The sequence below is a fragment of the Bacillus sp. TH50 genome (assembly GCF_016650565.1).
GTDB lineage: Bacteria > Bacillota > Bacilli > Bacillales > Bacillaceae_G > Bacillus_A > Bacillus_A mycoides.
This window is the reverse complement of sequence record NZ_JAEKFM010000007.1, coordinates 1,434,056-1,449,938: the sequence shown is the minus strand read 5'-3', so window position 1 is coordinate 1,449,938 and position 15,883 is coordinate 1,434,056. Positions and strand designations below refer to the sequence as shown.

At 35.8% G+C, this 15,883-nt stretch carries 13 protein-coding genes and 1 other annotated feature; of the genes, 2 read left to right on the top strand and 11 right to left on the bottom strand.

Annotated features, from left to right (window positions below; translation table 11 throughout):
• Positions 1 to 264 precede the first annotated feature (264 nt).
• Positions 265 to 717, top strand: a complete 453-nt coding sequence (locus JFU23_RS24590) for a VOC family protein (protein WP_002165992.1) — start codon at positions 265 to 267, stop codon at positions 715 to 717.
• A 269-nt stretch (positions 718 to 986) separates the two neighbouring features.
• Here JFU23_RS24590 and JFU23_RS30285 read toward each other — a convergent pair whose 3' ends face one another.
• From JFU23_RS30285 to JFU23_RS30280, 3 genes are all read right to left on the bottom strand, one after another.
• The gene (locus JFU23_RS30285) at positions 987 to 1,184 is read right to left on the bottom strand and encodes a hypothetical protein (protein WP_080020880.1); all 198 of its coding nucleotides are present in this window, start codon (positions 1,182 to 1,184) and stop codon (positions 987 to 989) included.
• Positions 1,185 to 1,255: 71 nt separating this feature from the next.
• Positions 1,256 to 2,239: an aspartate--ammonia ligase gene (asnA, locus tag JFU23_RS24585; protein ID WP_201032922.1), complete on the bottom strand. Its 984-nt coding sequence runs from the start codon at positions 2,237 to 2,239 to the stop codon at positions 1,256 to 1,258.
• Positions 2,240 to 2,309: 70 nt separating this feature from the next.
• Positions 2,310 to 2,569 (bottom strand) — a binding site (T-box leader).
• Positions 2,570 to 2,700: 131 nt separating this feature from the next.
• Positions 2,701 to 2,874 carry a hypothetical protein gene (locus JFU23_RS30280; RefSeq protein ID WP_207200017.1) on the bottom strand — a complete coding sequence of 58 codons (174 nt, stop codon included), beginning with the start codon at positions 2,872 to 2,874 and terminating at the stop codon, positions 2,701 to 2,703.
• A gap of 103 nt (positions 2,875 to 2,977) precedes the next feature.
• On the opposite strand from JFU23_RS30280, the gene JFU23_RS24580 reads away from it, so the two are divergent.
• Entirely contained in the window at positions 2,978 to 3,109 is a 132-nt protein-coding gene (locus tag JFU23_RS24580; RefSeq protein ID WP_000047589.1) for a DUF3934 family protein, read from the top strand.
• A 135-nt stretch (positions 3,110 to 3,244) separates the two neighbouring features.
• Here JFU23_RS24580 and JFU23_RS24575 read toward each other — a convergent pair whose 3' ends face one another.
• From JFU23_RS24575 to JFU23_RS24540, 8 genes are all read right to left on the bottom strand, one after another.
• A complete protein-coding gene (locus JFU23_RS24575; protein ID WP_201032920.1) occupies positions 3,245 to 6,451 on the bottom strand; it encodes a DEAD/DEAH box helicase in 3,207 nt (1,068 codons plus the stop codon).
• Positions 6,452 to 6,822: 371 nt separating this feature from the next.
• The gene (locus tag JFU23_RS24570; RefSeq protein ID WP_033730545.1) at positions 6,823 to 8,058 is read right to left on the bottom strand and encodes an MFS transporter; all 1,236 of its coding nucleotides are present in this window, start codon (positions 8,056 to 8,058) and stop codon (positions 6,823 to 6,825) included.
• Positions 8,059 to 8,204: 146 nt separating this feature from the next.
• Positions 8,205 to 8,675: a MarR family transcriptional regulator gene (locus JFU23_RS24565; RefSeq protein ID WP_137057905.1), complete on the bottom strand. Its 471-nt coding sequence runs from the start codon at positions 8,673 to 8,675 to the stop codon at positions 8,205 to 8,207.
• 161 nt (positions 8,676 to 8,836) lie between these two features.
• Positions 8,837 to 9,769, bottom strand: a complete 933-nt coding sequence (locus JFU23_RS24560) for a response regulator (protein WP_002135525.1) — start codon at positions 9,767 to 9,769, stop codon at positions 8,837 to 8,839.
• 2 nt (positions 9,770 to 9,771) lie between these two features.
• Positions 9,772 to 11,070 (bottom strand): sensor histidine kinase, encoded by a 1,299-nt coding sequence (locus JFU23_RS24555; RefSeq protein WP_087946990.1) that lies wholly within the window; start codon positions 11,068 to 11,070, stop codon positions 9,772 to 9,774.
• Between the two features lie 64 nt (positions 11,071 to 11,134).
• Positions 11,135 to 12,847: an oxaloacetate-decarboxylating malate dehydrogenase gene (gene malS, locus JFU23_RS24550; RefSeq protein ID WP_002012227.1), complete on the bottom strand. Its 1,713-nt coding sequence runs from the start codon at positions 12,845 to 12,847 to the stop codon at positions 11,135 to 11,137.
• A 74-nt stretch (positions 12,848 to 12,921) separates the two neighbouring features.
• Positions 12,922 to 14,361 (bottom strand): aspartate ammonia-lyase, encoded by a 1,440-nt coding sequence (gene aspA / locus JFU23_RS24545; RefSeq protein ID WP_137057018.1) that lies wholly within the window; start codon positions 14,359 to 14,361, stop codon positions 12,922 to 12,924.
• A 24-nt stretch (positions 14,362 to 14,385) separates the two neighbouring features.
• A complete protein-coding gene (locus JFU23_RS24540) occupies positions 14,386 to 15,657 on the bottom strand; it encodes a cation:dicarboxylate symporter family transporter (protein WP_002012230.1) in 1,272 nt (423 codons plus the stop codon).
• Positions 15,658 to 15,883 lie beyond the last annotated feature (226 nt).

Sequence of the window (15,883 nt, the reverse complement as noted above, 5' to 3'; positions counted from 1 at the left end):
TTACAACAAATTATATGAATCTATTTCCTTCCTATATAAATAGAAAGCTGTTTGCATAGTGGAAAGTGAGAAAAAGGTTATTTAGTTTAAAATAAAGTCGTTTGAAGAACAATAAAATTGTTAAAAAACGGAAGCAAGTCATTATATTCAACAATCGGGCAGTTATCTCCCACCTAACTTCCTCGCATTCGCCGAATTTTGAGGTGGGAGTCTTATTGCCCGCAAATAGCGGGATAAATTTTTACACATAAGGAGATAAAGACTATGGCAAACAACAGATTACTAAGAATGGACAATGTCAGCATCGTTGTAGAATCTCTTGATAACGCAATCTCTTTCTTCAAGGAGATTGGATTAAAACTCGAAGGGCGAGCTACTGTCGAAGGTGAATGGGCTGGTCGCGTAACTGGACTCGGTTCTCAGTGCGTAGAGATTGCTATGATGGTTACGCCAGATGGTCACAGCCGAATTGAACTTTCGCGATTTCTCACCCCACCTACTATAGCAGATCACCGGACAGCTCCTGTAAACGCCCTCGGTTATCTGCGCGTCATGTTCACCGTTGAAGACATTGACGAAATGGTATCCAGACTTACTAAGCATGGTGCTCAGCTCGTTGGAGAAGTAGTTCAGTATGAGAACTCGTATCGACTCTGCTACATTCGTGGAACCGAAGGAATTCTAATCGGTTTGGCGGAAGAAATCGGTAACAAATAATTAAGTAATTTTTTATAAAAAGTTATTGGCTTTGCCAAACAGAATTTCATTATCAATTAAACCATATTTTTAACCACGTCCTAACTTTAGAACGTGGTTATGCTTGTTTGAGCTTTTAAAAATGCATTTTCATTTTACACATAGATTTCAAGACTCTATCCAAATCGTTCTTTAACATATTATCAACATCCCAAAATCATTATAAAATAATTTAATTATTCATTTTATCCTTTCCTAGGAAATATAACTGACTCTTCTCATTTTATATCTTATCGCTCTTTCCCATGAAAAAACGCTCTATATTCATTCAAAATAACTTTCTTCACATCCGAGTAAAATACCATCATGAATAGTGCAACTCCTAATACAACCACCTGTATTTTTTCATAATCAATGAATGCAATTATAATTAGCAAACCAAATCCAATATAAAAGGAGACGAAAAAGAAACCATTAGTAAAACTCACTTTAAACTATTCGTTTACAAAATAAAAAAGAAAGAATAGCTCTATGTTTGAGCTATTCTCTCTCACTTCTATTAAAACAAATGAATGTTTTCTTTCTTGCAAGCTTCACGTAAATCATCAGGCCATACAGAAGATTGAACTTCACCGATATGTGCTTTACGTAAGAAGTACATACACATTCTTGATTGGCCGATACCACCACCAATTGTTAATGGTAGTACGTCTTCTAAAATACCTTTATGGAAATCATATTCACGTTTGAAGTCTTCACCAGTTTTCGTTAATTGCTCATCAAGTGCTTTACTATCAACACGAATTCCCATTGATGATAATTCGAACGAAGCTTGTAGTACTGGGTGCCAGAATAAAATGTCACCGTTTAATTTCCAATCATCATAATCGGACGCGCGTCCATCGTGCTTTTCACCTGAACGGAGTGCATCACCAATTCCAATAATAAAGACTGCACCGTGTTCTTTCGCAATTGCATGTTCACGATCTTTCGGTGTTAATTCTGGATATTTATCTTCCAGTTCTTGAGAAGTAATGAAAACAATTTCTTCTGGTAAATACTTTCCAAGGAACGGATACTTTTCAAATAAGTGACCTTCCAATTCTTTGAATATTCCATAAATTGTTTGTACTGTTTTTTGTAAGTAATCGATAGTACGCCATTCTTTTTGAACGATTTTTTCCCAATCCCATTGGTCAACATAAATGGAATGCGTTGCATCAAGTTCTTCATCACGACGAATCGCGTTCATGTTTGTATATAAACCTTCACCAGCTTCATATCCGTATTCATGTAATGCGAATCTTTTCCACTTCGCTAGTGAATGCACAATTTCTAATTCTTCTCCTGAATGTAACATATCAAATTCAATTGGACGTTCTACACCGTTTAAGTGATCGTTTAATCCTGATTTTTTCGTTACGAATAATGGTGCAGATACGCGGAATAGTTCAAGACGTTTTGCTAATTGATCCTCGAAAAATGTTTTAACTTCCTTAATTGCGATTTGAGTCTCTCTTACTGTCATTAATGATTGATACATGGTGGTTTCCTCCTAAAATGTTTGGATGTTGTGAAAAGAAGCCAACAAAAAAAGCCCTTCTTTCCCAAAAAACTGGGACGAAAGACTTTGGTTCCGCGGTACCACCCAAATTAGCAACAGAGGTTGCTCACTTATACAGTACGGAGATTAAAAAATCTCGATACTGTTCTTCTTGTAACGGCGAAGTTCCCGGCTAAGTCTACTTTCCTATAAAGGATTTCGGTTAGCGACTCCAGGAGGTTCTTCATAATAGGCTTCGTATCAGGCTCACACCGCCCCTGACTCGCTTAAACTACATCCTACTACTACTCGTCCTTTCATAGTCGTTTTATTGTCACATCTCTGAAACATTTTATTAATGATTATTCTATACAAAAAATCGATAAAGTCAACAAAAAGTTTTAAAAAATTTTTCAATTCTTTATTTTATGCCTTTACCGATTGTTCTTAATATAACATTTTTATTTCCTTTGTCTCTTCAATCCAAAAAACATTTCACTAATTGAAACTAACATATATACAACAACTAGTGTGATTGTTCGAAATATAGAATCCGCAGTATTTCTTATTATTTTCATTTTCTTTATAATTCCTTTCAGTTTACTCGCAATTTCATGATATACTATAGCACTCAAGCAGTTTGTTTTTATTTAAAGCAAGCATAGTCATTTATCGATAGTATTTTTCTAAAACATTGGCTATTATCAAATCAGATTTTTTATATAACGGAGTGATCATATGAGTAAAACGAAAGCAAAACCGAAAAAAGGTGTAGGACAAGGTACAGGAAGTAAAGGATGGAACCGTTGGCAATCAAGTGCGAAAAAGAAAGCTGCAAAACCATACAAAAGTAAAGGTACAAAGAAATAAAATAAATAGTGGGAGACGAACAACTCCCACTATTTAAAGTTTCACTTTATCTCTTTACTTTGTACAAAACAAAATATAATTATTACAACAAAAAAGCTATGCTTTCATCTCTATGAAAGCATAGCTTTTTCTATATTAAATCATAAGAATATCGCGGATTTCTTCCTCCGTAATAGAAGATAACTTCTCTTCTCCCGGCTCGATAATTTCAGCGATTAAATTTTTCTTACTCTCTTGTAACTCGTGCATTTTTTCTTCAATTGTTCCATGTGCTACTAACTTAATCACTTGCACTGTATTTTTTTGTCCCATTCGATACGCTCTATCCGCAGCTTGTTGTTCAACAGCTGGATTCCACCACAAGTCGTACAATATAACTGTATCTGCACCTGTTAAATTTAGTCCTGTGCCACCAGCTTTTAACGAAATAAGAAATAGATCCCCTTCTCCTTCGTTAAACCGATTGCATAGCTCTACACGTTCTTGCGCTGGTGTACTCCCGTCTAAATAAAAGTATGGAACTGCTTGACGATTTAATTCACGTCCGATTATCGAAAGCATCTTCGTAAATTGGGAAAAGATAAGAATTCTCTTCCCTGTACTTCTGCATTCCTCCAAAATTTCTAGCAGCTGATCAAATTTAGCTGAACTACCTTTATAGTCATCAACAAACAAAGCAGGATGACAACAAATTTGCCGTAGTCTCGTTAAACCAGCTAAAACCCGAATTTTATTTTTACGTAACGTATCTTTATCCAAATGTTTTAACGTTTCTTCTCTTAACTTTGCTAAATAAGCTGCGTAAAGCCTCTTTTGATCTGGTAAAAGTTCTGATGATTGTAAGTGCTCAATTTTTTCTGGGAGTTCGTGTAATACATCACCCTTTAACCTTCTTAACACGAATGGTTTTACCCGCTTCGCAATATCTTCTCGTCTTAAATCACCGAACTCTTTTCTTCCCGGTAATAATTCTGGGAAGACAACGTGGAAGATAGACCATAGCTCTTCTAATGAATTTTCTACAGGTGTTCCTGTTAATCCAAAACGGTACTCCGCCTGCACTGTTTTTACCGCTCTTGCAGTTTGCGTCGTATGATTTTTAAATGCTTGTGCTTCATCAAGAAATAGCGTATGAAATGGCTGCGCATATAACCTTATATCTCTTCTCAGTAAAGGATATGACGTAATTACTACATCAAATTTCGTTATATCTTTTAAAATTTTTCGGCGCTCTGCTTGATTTCCATCGGCAATAACTGCTCTAATATGTGGAGCGAATTTTTTTAACTCGCTAAGCCAGTTGTAAACGAGGGACGACGGAGAAACAACTAATATAGGCAGTTTCTTCTCTCGAATTTCCGGCAAAACAGAGTCTATAAAAGCAATACTTTGCAACGTTTTCCCCAGTCCCATATCATCAGCTAAAATGCCGCCAAAACGATAATAGGCAAGTGTTTTCATCCAATGGAATCCGTATGTTTGATACTCTCTCATTATCGCATCTAAGCCAATTGGCACCGCAAACTTAAGCTTTTTAGGGTTTTGAATGTTCTCTACCAATTCTTGAACAGACTCATCTAAACTTAATACGTTTCCTTCTTGCAGTGAATTCATCCATTTCACACTACGAATAAGAGGGACATCTATTTCTTCGCCCTTTAAAAATTCTTTTCGAATACTAGATTCTTTTATAAACTGATTAATATCATTAAACTCTTTACTCTCAAGTGATAGTAGAGCACCACTTGCTAAACGATAATATTTTCGTTTCTCCTCAAGAGCGACTAATACCCCTTTAATTTCTGCCTCCGGAATACCTTTTATATCAAAGCGGAATGACAACCAATCAATTCTCTCTTTCCTTCTAACTCTTATAAGAGGAGCTGTGTCTCCCTTATGAATTCGTAATTTGATTGCTGACGTCGCATAAATATCAACTAAACCTTTTAACGTTGGAACAGCATGATATAAAAAGTTATACTCAGCTTCTTCATTATGCATAAAATAACCGCCTTCCGTTTTCGCGAAGGCACTTTCACTCATAATGTCTAAAATCTCTTTTTCCTTTTTCTCATCACGATTAAAAACAGATGGCTGCCCATCCTCTTCTAACGGATTAATCACGACGTTTCCATAATGAAATTCGAGACCTGCTAACAAACGATTTTTCACTCGATCTAAATACAATTTTGCTTTTAGCGAAGGCGTTTCCACACGATCTGATATTACTTCATCAATTCGCACAGTACCAAGCTTCATTAACCCTGGTACAACTTTTGCTACAAAGTGCTCCATCTTATCTGCTGGAATATACAATTGGTTACTACTAGAACGATTCATCATTTTTTGTAATTCGATAAGCCGCTTACAATCCTCAGCGTTCAACTGATACAGTTTCCCTCCAAATAGAGCATAACTATACGTATCCATTACTTCTACTTGTTGTAAGCCGTCAATATAAAGTGTAAACCCACCGTTACTCCCTTTATTAAACTCAAAATGTAAAGGAAGTAGCCCTTTTGAAATTTGTAAACCGTGAAAAGATTTTCCATCTTGATTAAGTCCCACAAACTCAACTTTAGAAAGTAAAGATAGCATATCCTTCCATGAAGCTGGCGGTATTAAAATCATACTATCATCTTGTTTTGCATGTACTTCCAGTGTATCCTCATACATTTTTTCATTATGATAAATTTTAATGAGCTGCTGAATAATCGCATCCGTTTCTCGCTTAAAGCTATGTACATCCGGTGTATATGTAAATTCATTCGAGCAATTATAGGACTCTCTTTTCTCCACATTGGAAAGAAATTCTCTAATATGATTTACAAAATACATCTTGGCGAGTTTAAACTGAATACCTAGCAGTGCCCCACCATTTTTCGTAACTACTGGCGTACATATAAATTCAACATGAAGTATTTCACGTGTATCAAAACGGTGTTGTTTACTTTTTGGTCTTAATGGTTTTTCTGCAAATAAATGAAACATCCCGCTTGTTAATTGTTCATTTCCGCTCATGTTTCCGCTACTAATAGGCACCATTCCACCGGTTTGCTGATTATAATTTATTTGTATCAATACTGCCGCAACATGTTGACAGTATGTTTGAAAAGACGCTAACGAAGGACAACTACATTTCGCAACAACATCACCTTTTTTAGCTTTTTCTACTGTAACATGAAAATCTTCATTCCCTTTTACCGTTGCCTCGCAAATTTCTTTATTTTCATCATAATGATTTATTATTACTTTATTTGCTTTATAATAAGCTTCACCTCTTTTATATGAGGTCTCTCCGCATACTTCTTTAATAATCGATTTATTTAATGTAAAACTCATTTTTTGACACTTCCTTACTGTAAAACCATTTTCTCTTACTTAACATTTTACATGCTTCACGAGTAAATATAAAATGTTGGTTTAACAAAAAAGATACTTATTTATAAACACCTCAGACTGTAAGCAAATAGAGTTTCAGTACTTGTTAAAACTGCCTATTATGCAGGCGATTCTGAAAGCTTCCAGCGTAGTATTTAAATATCTTCTACATTATTCATGTAAAAGTTTTACCGGCCATCGCATCAATAATTTAAAAGATATGATTTTATGAAGAAGAGTAATAAAAGTTTTTCACACACACCATTGAGATGGATGTGAAAATTTTGATACAAGGGGCTTACTGTCTATAAAAGGAGGATAAAGTACGTAATTTACATATTTTCATGCGTGCCCTTATATAAGACTGTTATTGCGGCTACTATAAGGATGATCCCCATACAAGCAGGTGCGGCATGCCCAAGTGAAACATAAATTTGCCCTCCAATGATTGGCCCAATCATTCTTGCTAAAGCTTGAACAGATTGACTACCTCCTTGAATCCTTCCTTGTTCACTAGAATCGACAGACTTCGAGAGCATCCCATTGAATGAAGGTCCAAAGATGGAATCACCAAAACCAAATATAAACATTCCAGCGATAAGAAACGGATAAAATGAGAACAAAGCTGATGCTGCAATAAGACTATAACCTATAATCTCCGAAACCATTCCGAGAATTGCTATCTGTTTATCAGTAAGTTTTGTCAAAAGTTTTGGCATTATGAAACTTTGTGAAATGATATCTTGGAATCCCATAATTGAAAACATAAGTCCGATTAACGCAGGCTTCCAACTAAAAGTATCCATTGTAAATTGTGAAAAAATTGCCTGTAAAGATCCATTTGGTATCCAAAGTAAAAATGCTGAGACAAGTAGCCATTTTAAATTTTTCATGGAAAGTATATTTGCAAGCTGTGTAAATGGATTCAATCTTACAAAGGTAATCTCTTTCAATCTATTATTTTTGTCAAGGCTCTCAGGCATATATAAGATTCCATAAACAACATTTAATAAAGTTATTATTGCTCCAAAATACATAGGTACAGAATAACCAAACTTGGCAAGATATCCACCTATAGTTGGTCCAATTACAGTACCTACTCCTACAACCGCACTTACCCATCCGAAGTATTTCGTTCTTTGTTCTGGAGGAATAATATCTGCAAAATATGCGAAGATAGTGCTTATGCTCCCTCCTGTTATACCTTCTATTATGCGCCCAGCAAATAGTATCCATAGAGCTCCTCCTATGCCAAAAACTAAGTACCCGATTGCGGAACCGAAAAGGCATACTAAAAGTAATGGACGACGACCATATTTATCACTCAAAGCTCCAAGTGCGGGAGCCGCAAAAAATACGCAGACTGCATAAACAGAAGTTAATAGCGTAACGACGACCGCTTGTTCTGCCGAATTACTTGTATATGGCTGCACTAAAAATGGAACGACAGGTATTATAATACTGAATCCTATTCCGCAAAGAAACACAGAGATGAGACCGAATAGTAAGGCGTGTTTATCTATGACTCGTTCCGTATTATGTTCATTATGTGATCTGAATTTGGACATTTACATTCTCACCCCAACAGTTATTTTTGTTTCCTTATCAACAAAACAATAACTCCATTTCGTTTCCCTGTCAACAAAATTACAACAATAAAAAAGGCGGTCCATCCTTGGACTGCCTGCCGTTTCATTTTTATTTTTTGAATAGATTACGACTTAATATGTACACCTTGTTTCTTTATTTCTGTATCCAAATGTCTACTATACTTTTCCACGAAGCTAAGTATACTATCAAATTCTTCCTCGGTTACTTGATCAAACACAACTTTATCCCGTTCTTCAAACTCTTTGTGCAGATCCTCATGTATTTTATAAATTACTTTCCCTTGTTCAGTAAGCCTAAAATAGATTTCTTTCTTATTATCCGACTTCTGATAACTTTCGATAAGGCCTTTTTTTATAAGTTTTTTAGTTATTCTACTTATGGCACCGCGAGTCATATAAAAGGCCTCCGCAAGTTTTGTCACGTTAGAATCTACATTTTTTTCAATGTATTCGATACAATGTACTTCAGAAGAATTATAACCCTTAAGACTGTCTTCCATCTTATCCTTATTAAGCCAAACAATCTTATTGTATAAGTCCCTGAAACCCACTATGACCTTTTCTTCTTTATTCATGTCCTGTCCTCCTCCCCGTTGGTGCATTAACAATATTATATTTATTTTTTGTTTCTATTCCAACTCTAATTAAAAAAGAGAGTCAAAAGCATGTTAAGCACCAAGAAACTCAATGTCACTTGAACAAGACTTTGTCTACAATCTGAAACACTTATCTCTTTTCACTCTATCTCCATCAACCGTTTTGCCTCAAAATACAACACTTGAATAAACTTCTTCGTATTAATTCGTATATGGCCAGAAGTTGCTACTTCATCCTTTGTCATTTCTGTCATTCGTTTTCTAACTACAGTGAAATCAAAAAATTTCGGAGCATAGCTTTCAAATTTCGGATTTGAAAAGTCTGTTAATCCAAGGGAAGCTAAGTGATTTAACGATTGATAAATCGCTCTACGTACCCTTTGTTCAGATGCTTTTCTCTCCTTATCTATATCTGCATCTGAAGCTATATTCTCTAATTTCCTTATAGTTATATGGTGAAAGATATCTTTTAGCGCAGGAAATCCAAATTCAAATGTTTGCTCTTTTTCTTGTCCATATAAATATTCCAACATACTAAGTAAATCTTTACTTCCATTCTCTCCTGCAATACCGAGTTCTGATAATAAATAGCGCCCTGAATCTGCTATTCTTTTTCCTTCTTGCATTGGCTCATTTCGAACTTGCGGCTGTTCCCACTTAAAAACGTTATTCAATGATTTTTGAATATCATGTATAGAGCGCTCTAAACGAATACGTTCCATTACTTTACGTACAACAGATACAACCTCAATTTTATTTAATGGTTTCGTAATATAATATTCAACACCAAGTGTATACGCCTCACCAATAAGCTGTTTCGATTCAACTTGAGAAATCATAATGATTTTCCCTGTAAAGGAGGATGCAATATGGCGAACTGTTTCAATCCCATCTCGCATTGGCATTAATAAATCAATAAATAAAATATCTACTTTTTTAAAATTTAATTGATCCGCTTCAATAAAAGCTCCATCTTCCGACTCTCCAATTACTTCCCCAAGATCGCCATCTTCAATAATTTGTGAAAGCATGGAGCGGAAAACTTCATCATCATCTACGATATAATAAAACAACTTCATTCTCCTTCCCGCTTTAAACTGCACTCTGGTAAACAAACGATAAACTTACACCCTCCGCCAGTTTCTCGGTCTTCTAATCTCACTTCTCCACCTAGCTCTGTTACCATTTCGTTTATGTAAGAAAGTCCAATACCTGTTGAAGGTGTTCCCGTTTGATCATACTTTGAAGTAAATCCTGGCTTAAATACTAATTTCTTATACTTCTGTGCAATACCAGGACCATCGTCAATTACTTCAAAGAATATATGTTTATCTCGTTTATATAGCTTAATAATAATGAGACCTCTACCCTCAATTGCTTCAACTGCATTTGCAACTAAGTTATTAAAAATGGATAAGACCGTGTACACATGATATTCTGCATGCTCACCTTCTATATGTTCCGAAAAACGTATATCTTTTTCTAACATTTCAGCATACTTCTCATTAATTCTTACAATCATTTCCGCTAATTCATGTCCTTCTACATACTCAGCCACATTTTTATCTAATAACAGTTTAGATAGTCCTGCAAAAATTCTTTGATTATCCTTTTTGATTTCATGCACTTCTCCTGCTATTTTTAATGCTGTTTTGCTATTTAAATCATCGTTCGCTTGTAAGTTTCGATATAGTTGATATGCTTCTTGTGTAATTAACTCAGCATTTTGTAACGTTTTTTTCAAATGGACAGATTCCACATATAAATTAGAGAGGTACATTAACATATTTTCATTTTCTTTTCGAACTTGTGATTCTTTTAACTTCGTTTCATACAAGTTCATCATATTTAAAAAACCAAGCGCAAAGAAACTACGAAAAATAGCAATAATAATTAGTTTATTCACTTCAGAAACTGTTATCGTTGTCCCAAGCACTAACATATGATAAAACGCAAGTTCAGACATACTTGCGATAATTTCAATTGTAATTCCAAGACATCCTATCACAATTGGCTTCTGATGAAACTTATTCACCCTACAAAGCGAAAAAAGACTTCCATAAATAAAATAATAAAAGAACACAGGATAACGCAAATAAAATGATTCTGTCATATGGAATGAACCTTGCAATACCCAGTCAAGACATACACGAAATAAGACTACAGATATACCTACAAGAATACCTGCAGCTGCTGCTGGCACTCTTCTTAAAAATAGTAATAAAAAGAAGAAAAGCGGTGTCCCGAAACTAACACGAAACATATCATTAAAAGGATGAAAATTCAGCTCTCCAGCAATCGGAACAACAACCATTAATATAATTAAAAGATACATATCTTTCTTCCATAATTGATTCCAATTCAAAGGTGCCACTTCCTATGCTTTTTTTCAATTGTAAAAGTGAAAGCCCGCTTATAATTATAAACGGGCTTTATTTCTATATTCTAACCTTTTCTACCGCTTTTATTTGGCGATACTCCGGTTCCCATATTGCTTCTTTTACTGCAATCTTAATATCGTCATCACTTAAGTTCTCTCTAGCAACACCTTCTGCAACTGCGACTTTCGCTACTTCAATCGCAACCAGTTCAGAGATATTACGTAACTCTTCAACTTCTGGCAAAATAGGCGCTCCTGGCTGACTTGTATCTACCATACTTGCAACTGCTTCTGCTGCTGCTGCGAACATTCCATCCGTCATGACGCTTGCACGAACAACAATTGTACCAAGACCTAGTCCTGGGAAAATAAGTGCGTTATTTGACTGTCCAATCACATACGTTACACCGTTATATGTAACCGGTTCAAACGGACTTCCTGTTGCAACTAATGCTTTTCCTTCTGTCCACTCGATTAAATCTGCTGGTTTCGCTTCAGCAAGTGGCGTTGGATTCGACATTGGTAAAATGATTGGTCTTTCTACGTGAGAAGCCATTTCTTTAATAATTTCCTCTTTAAATGCGCCTGCAACAGTAGATGTACCAATTAAAATTGTCGGTTTTACATGTTTCACAACTTCAGCAAGTCCGATAGCATCATTTTGTTTCCAATCACTTACTTCAGCTTCTTTTCTTGCATATGGAATTTGGAAATCAAGAAGATCTTCCATATTATCTGTAACCAACCCATTACGGTCAATACACCAGAAACGATTATGTGATTCTTCGTCTGATAAGCCGACACGAACCATTGCATCTCTTACTTGATCTGCGATACCGATTCCAGCCGTACCAGCACCAAACACAACAACGCGGTGTTCACTTAACGGTACACCAGAAGCTTTTACTGCCGATAATACAGCAGCAAGTGAAACTGCCCCTGTACCTTGAATATCATCATTAAATGTACAAACGTCATGACGATATTTATCTAAAATTTTCCGTGCATTTCGAGAACTGAAGTCTTCCCAATGTAGAAGTGCTTTCGGGAATTGTTTATTTACCGCTTGAACAAACGTATCAATAAATTCATCATAAGCTTCACCTGTTATACGAGGGTGACGATTTCCAATATAAAATGGATTGTTTAATAATTCCTCACGATTTGTACCTACATCTAAAATTACCGGTAATACACGGCTAGGATCGATTCCAACTGCGGCCGTATATACAGCCAATTTCCCGATTGCGATGTTAATTCCACCAACACCCCAATCACCAATTCCTAATATACCTTCTCCATCCGTTACAACGACTAAATCAATGTTTTCAGCTGTTGCACCGATATTTGCAAATGCATCTTCAATGCCTGATGGATCGTTAATTGATAAATAAATGCCACGTGGTTTACGGTATTCATGACTATATCTTTGAATTGCTACACCTACAGTTGGTGTATATACAATCGGTAACATTTCACGTAAATGCTCTGTTAAAATACGATAAAATAACACTTCATTTCGATCATGTAACGCTGTTAAGTATACATTCTTTAATAAATCATCCGGCTGAGAACTAAATTGTTCATATGCTCGGCGTGCTTGTTCTTCTAACGTTAAAACCGCTGGCGGTAATAACCCTTTTAAACCTAACTCTTCTCTTTCCTCTTGTGTGAAAGCTACCCCTTTATTTAAAAGTGGTGTTGATAATACTTCTGCTCCTCTTAATGTTGTTTCTAATGCACCATTAGAAGCCACTGTAAACTTACTCATAACATCCCTACCTCTATTCATATATAGCATTTCTATATTGTAAACAAAAAAGAGGGGATTGTCCCCCTCTTCTTTTAATTTTTCTTTAAAAGAGTTGCTCCTGCAATCCCTGGGTGTGTCATTTCGAATGGATCTAGAATTAACTCTAATTCTTCTTGTGACAATACACCATTTTTCACACATAGTTCTCGAACGGATTGCCCTGTCGCAATTGCTTCTTTCGCAACGCGAGCTGCTGCTTCATAGCCGATATGAGGGTTCACGGCTGTAATAATTCCTACACTCTTCTCAACGTACTCTTTTAAGCGATCTTCATTCGCTTCAATTCCTTTTAAGCAATTATCTGTAAAGGCACGGAAACCGTTATTCATAATGCTAATAGATTGAAGTAAGTTGAAAACAAGTACTGGTTCCATAACATTTAATTCTAATTGTCCTGCTTCTGAAGCAAGGCAAATTGTATGGTCGTTACCAATTACTTGGAACGCAATTTGATTAATTACTTCTGGCATAACAGGGTTTACTTTCCCTGGCATAATAGATGAACCTGGTTGACGAGCTGGTAGCATAATTTCCGCTAATCCAACGCGTGGACCTGATGCCATTAGACGAAGGTCGTTCGCAATTTTAGACATGTTCATCATACATACTTTAAGTGCTGCAGATACTTCAGTGTACGCATCCGTATTTTGAGTTGCATCTACTAAATCTTCTGCACCAACAAGTGGTAGTTCACTAATTGTAGCTAAATGTTTTACAACTGCTTCAATATATTCTGGATCTGCATTTAAGCCTGTACCAACTGCAGTTGCTCCCATATTTACTTCATATAAATGTTGACGTGATTGCTTGATACGTTTCATGTCACGTTCAAGTACGCGGGAGTATGCTTTAAATTCTTGTCCAAGACGAATTGGCACAGCATCTTGTAAATGTGTACGACCCATTTTAATAACATGATCGAACTGTTCTGCTTTTAATTCAAATACATCATGCATATAACCCATTGTTTGTAATAAGCCTTCTAATGCATTTAATGTTGCAATATGAATCGCTGTTGGGAATGCATCGTTTGTTGATTGTGCCATATTTACATGACTGTTTGGACTAATATAATCATAGTCTCCCTTTTCCATTCCTAATAATTCAAGGGCACGATTGGCAATGACTTCATTTGCGTTCATATTCATTGAAGTTCCTGCACCGCCCTGAATTGGATCAACGATGAAATGATCATGCCATTTCCCCTCAAGGATTTCTTGTGATGCTTCTACGATAGCACCACCCTTTTTCAATTCCAATCTTCCTACATCTGCATTAGCAAGTGCTGCCGCTTTTTTTACAATTGCTAACGCTTTAATTAAACCTTCATGAACTTTGTATCCTGTAATCGGGAAATTCTCTACTGCACGCATTGTTTGTACACCGTAGTACGCATAATTTGGTACTTCTTTTTCACCTAAAAAATCTTTTTCAATTCGTACTCCATTTTTAACTTCAGTTAATGTTGCCATGATTACTCACTCCTTAACAATCTCTTACGCTGCTTTTGTTTGTTTGACCGTTTCTACATATTGTTTTGCTTTCTCATCATCGAATTCGCCTTCCCACTTCGACATAACAATGGCAGCTAATGCATTTCCTAATACATTGACAGCTGAGCGAATCATATCTAAAATGCGGTCAATTCCCGCAATTAATGCGATGCCTTCTAGCGGTAAGCCCATTGATCCTAACGTCGCTAATACAACAACGAATGATGCACCCGGAACTCCCGCCATACCTTTGGATGTTAACATGAGAACGAATAATAGCGTTATTTGCTCCGTCAGTGACATGTGTACACCGTACATTTGTGCAACAAACAATGCCGCTAACGCTTGATAAATAGCTGATCCAGTCAAGTTAAATGTATAACCTGTCGGAATTACGAAAGAGGCAACTGCCTTTGGACAACCGAACTCTTCCATTTTTCTCATTATATTAGGTAAAACAGCTTCTGAACTTGCTGTCGTAAATGAAAGAATAAGTTCTTCTTTTAAAATTTTCATTAATGTAAAAATATTTACTCCAACCATTCGCGCATTAATACCTAATACAATCACAACGAATAGTATAACAGTTACGTATACAGCTAGCACTAGTTTTCCTAAAGGAAGTAGTGTTGCTACACCAAATTTTGCAACCGTAACAGCAATTAATGCGAATACACCAAATGGTGCGAATTTCATCACTTGATTTGTAACCCAGAACATCGCTTCGAGCACACCTTCAAAAAAGTTAAAAACAGGCTTTCCTTTTTCTCCGATTGCTGCAACTCCTAAACCGAATAGTACTGAGAAGAATATAATCGGTAATAAGTCACCTTGTGTAATAGACTCAAATATATTTTTCGGTACAATATGAACAATCGTTTCTGCAAAGCCTTTCTTCTCTGTTGCATCTGCTGTTTGTTTATAAGAAGAAATATCACTTTGCTGTAAATTACTCATATCAACGCCAGTACCTGGTTGGAATATATTTGCTGCAAGTAATCCCATTAAAATAGCAATCGTCGTAATAATTTCGAAATAAAGAATTGTCTTACCGCCCAGTTTCCCAAGCTTTTTCATATCACCTACACCAGCTACCGCAACAATTAATGCTGAAATAACAATCGGTACTACAATCATCTTAATTAAATGAATAAATATATCCCCAACTGGTGTGATATAAGAAATCGCCGTTTTATTGCCATAAAAGATTGCCCCTACTACAATCCCTAAAACAAGTGCGACAAAAATTTGTGTTGCCAATCCGAATTTTTTCATTTATGTTCATCCCCTTTTATGCGAACGCTTTCATTTAGTATTTATAAAAGCTTACTCACACATCATATAGGCGAACCTACAAAATCATACAAAAACCTACAAGTTCGTCACAAAAAATTCAAATTTATTTCTTATAATATTCATTGACACTTTTTTATAAAAAGAAATAAAATAACCTTGATAAAACATCAGATTATTTCGTATAATCTAAAAGATATACGTATTC

What these genes read in the sequence shown, in the direction of transcription:
- JFU23_RS24540 (WP_002012230.1), bottom strand. Translation starts at nt 15,657, where the DNA reads ATGAAAAAATTCGGATTGGCAACACAAATTTTTGTCGCACTTGTTTTA.
- JFU23_RS24590 (WP_002165992.1), top strand. Translation starts at nt 265, where the DNA reads ATGGCAAACAACAGATTACTAAGAATGGACAATGTCAGCATCGTTGTA.
- aspA (WP_137057018.1), bottom strand. Translation starts at nt 14,361, where the DNA reads ATGGCAACATTAACTGAAGTTAAAAATGGAGTACGAATTGAAAAAGAT.
- JFU23_RS24570 (WP_033730545.1), bottom strand. Translation starts at nt 8,058, where the DNA reads ATGTCCAAATTCAGATCACATAATGAACATAATACGGAACGAGTCATA.
- malS (WP_002012227.1), bottom strand. Translation starts at nt 12,847, where the DNA reads ATGAGTAAGTTTACAGTGGCTTCTAATGGTGCATTAGAAACAACATTA.
- asnA (WP_201032922.1), bottom strand. Translation starts at nt 2,239, where the DNA reads ATGTATCAATCATTAATGACAGTAAGAGAGACTCAAATCGCAATTAAG.
- JFU23_RS24575 (WP_201032920.1), bottom strand. Translation starts at nt 6,451, where the DNA reads ATGAGTTTTACATTAAATAAATCGATTATTAAAGAAGTATGCGGAGAG.
- JFU23_RS24565 (WP_137057905.1), bottom strand. Translation starts at nt 8,675, where the DNA reads ATGAATAAAGAAGAAAAGGTCATAGTGGGTTTCAGGGACTTATACAAT.
- JFU23_RS24580 (WP_000047589.1), top strand. Translation starts at nt 2,978, where the DNA reads ATGAGTAAAACGAAAGCAAAACCGAAAAAAGGTGTAGGACAAGGTACA.